At 45.1% G+C, this 2353-nt stretch carries 4 protein-coding genes; all 4 read left to right on the plus strand.

Annotation, left to right across the window (positions count from 1 at the left end; genetic code table 11):
• A partial coding sequence (locus EPO09_RS21670; protein WP_290646601.1) for a hypothetical protein occupies positions 1–594 on the plus strand: 594 nt, incomplete at its 5' end.
• A 1-nt stretch (position 595) separates the two neighbouring features.
• Entirely contained in the window at positions 596–1099 is a 504-nt protein-coding gene (locus EPO09_RS21675; RefSeq protein ID WP_290646602.1) for a hypothetical protein, read from the plus strand.
• A gap of 28 nt (positions 1100–1127) precedes the next feature.
• Complete coding sequence (locus EPO09_RS21680; protein WP_290646604.1) at positions 1128–1775, plus strand: hypothetical protein; 648 nt, start codon at positions 1128–1130, stop codon at positions 1773–1775.
• 9 nt (positions 1776–1784) lie between these two features.
• Positions 1785–2353: hypothetical protein (locus EPO09_RS21685; protein WP_290646606.1), on the plus strand; the 569-nt coding region annotated here is incomplete at its 3' end.

The following is a 2353-nucleotide window of genomic DNA, read 5'->3' on the forward strand; positions in this document are numbered from 1 at the left end:
AATTTGTTTGTCTTTGATACAGACATTACGACCTACCAAGACGTAGACAACATGGGGAACCTTATAACTCATGAAATACCACGCATTAGGACTTGTGCAAATATCAGGACTCCAGACCAGAACTACCAGATATTTAACGACATTGGCTTCACGATTGAATCTGGCGAGACAAACTACCAGCAACAAGACCTCGGAGAAATCATCCTTATCACCCAAGATGGAAACCCGCTAATTACCCAAGGCGGTTTGCCCGAACTTGTGACCCAGGATTTAGATTTATTGCTTTCACAAGATGGCTTGGTTTTTGTGCCACAACAAGTAAGCCCTGACAACTCTGCATTGCTAATAGCCCAACAAAACGGCAATACAGGCTTTAGTAATCTTTCCTTGCCACATGTGGACTTGTCTATTTCAACAGATGGTGGGGCTACATTTGGCAATGAGTGGGCATATTACCTGCCCCCAATCGGCGTACGCAAAAATAGGCTTATGTGGTGGCAATGCGGGATAGCTAATGACCTTGTCCCACAGTTTAAGTTCTGGGGCTTAGGGCGTTTTGTGGCAACCGATGGGCTTGCAAACACAAGGACATGAGATGACAAATGCGACAACGCCACAATCGATATTTCCCGACCTCCCGCGGGAAATTCCCGTAATAGACGCTAAAACTGGGGACTTCATGCCTTTGTGGTCTTTAGGATTGTCATCGCTCTTCCAAGCGTTGCAAGAGAACTACAAGAACGAAGGCATATTGTTCCCCAGATTAACGGCACAAAACATAGCCGACATACAAAGCATTTATACGCCATTAATCGGTGCAACGCTCCCTATCAACATACCCGACATTAGTGGTCAGACTGTATTTGATACGACCAATAGAGTATCTAAACAATTTGTAATCACGTATGATAGCAGTAATCCGCCAATAGTATTGGCTGCCCAATGGCAAATTTTGGCCTATCTTACATTGGGAATGGGCAACCCTAATGGTTCGCAAGCAGGGCAAATATCATGGTTTTACTATGATCTAACTGGTACAGTACTGTATATCTGTACAACAAGTGGTGGCACAGGAAGTGCCGTATGGACTGCTGTATAGCAGTAGACCAATGATTTAAGGACAAATCATGGCAATGACAGACATGCAACGCTTCGGCCTTGGTGCTGGGGCTGGAAATCTTCTAGGTGGTTTGGCGGGAATGTTTGGTTTTGGCAACAAAAACCCTGCTGACACTGCAAACAAATACATTAGCCAAATACCTAATGCTACAGCGCCTTATTATGCTCCTTGGCTTGGTGCTGGCATGGCCTCCCTACCGCAGCTACAAGGGCAATATTCAGACCTTATAGGCAACCCAGGGGGCAAGCTTAACCAGATTGGCAGCAGCTTTCATGAGTCCCCAGGGTTCCAGTTTGCTTTACAACAAGCATTACAAGGCGCAGGACATCAAGCGGCTGCTGGAGGCATGGCAGGTTCCCCAGAACACCAACAACACAATATGGAACTAGCAACAAACCTTGCGAACCAAGACTATTATAATTATTTGTCTGGTGCTACTGGGCTTTATGGACAGGGCTTACAGGGTCTACAAGGCCTGTCAGGACAAGGGCAACAAGCAGGGCAATCTCTTGCTGACCAAATAGCCCAATCTTTGGCGCAACAAGGCCAATATGGCTATGAAGGCCAAGCAGGAAAAAATTCTGCAAAGAGCGGCTTTCTTGGGAACCTAGGCTCAGGCTTAGGCCTAACATCTGCCTTCTTGCCGTTTCTATAGGGGTGAACCATGGTATTTACATTTACTCATGCTAGAAAGCTAAATCCCGAAGAAGTAAACCCATTTTCAGGCCTGGTTTCAAAGGCCTTGCAAGGCTACAGTCAGGGAATGCATGCTGCTTATTTGCCACAACAAATAGAAGCAGACATTTTTGCAAAGAAAATAGGGCCATTAGCAACGCTTGCAACAACACCTGCTTTCTTGCAGAACCCACAGTTTCAAGCGGCATTAGGACAAATTATTTCTAAGCACTTGAATTATGGTAATGCACCAGGTGGTCAAGGTGGCATGGAATCTGGCAATGGTGGGGAGCAAGAACAACAAACCTATGCCGGACAAGTCAAAAAAGATTTTGAGTCCGCTAAGAAACTTGCTCAAGAACTAGACAAAGGCGGAAAGGTAAAAACCTACATATCTAGTGCTGGTGGTGGTTTAGTAAATTATTTAGGAGACGTAGGAAAAAAGATTATTGGACTACTTCCTGGGGAAAAAACCAAAGAATTTGTGAACCCTGCATTGGCCGCCAAACAACATCAATTTGATACCTATTTGCAAGGCTTGAAAACTAGGGCTATACA

The sequence above is a fragment of the Aquabacterium sp. genome (genome assembly GCF_004297345.1).
Taxonomy (GTDB): domain Bacteria; phylum Pseudomonadota; class Gammaproteobacteria; order Burkholderiales; family Burkholderiaceae_C; genus Aquabacterium.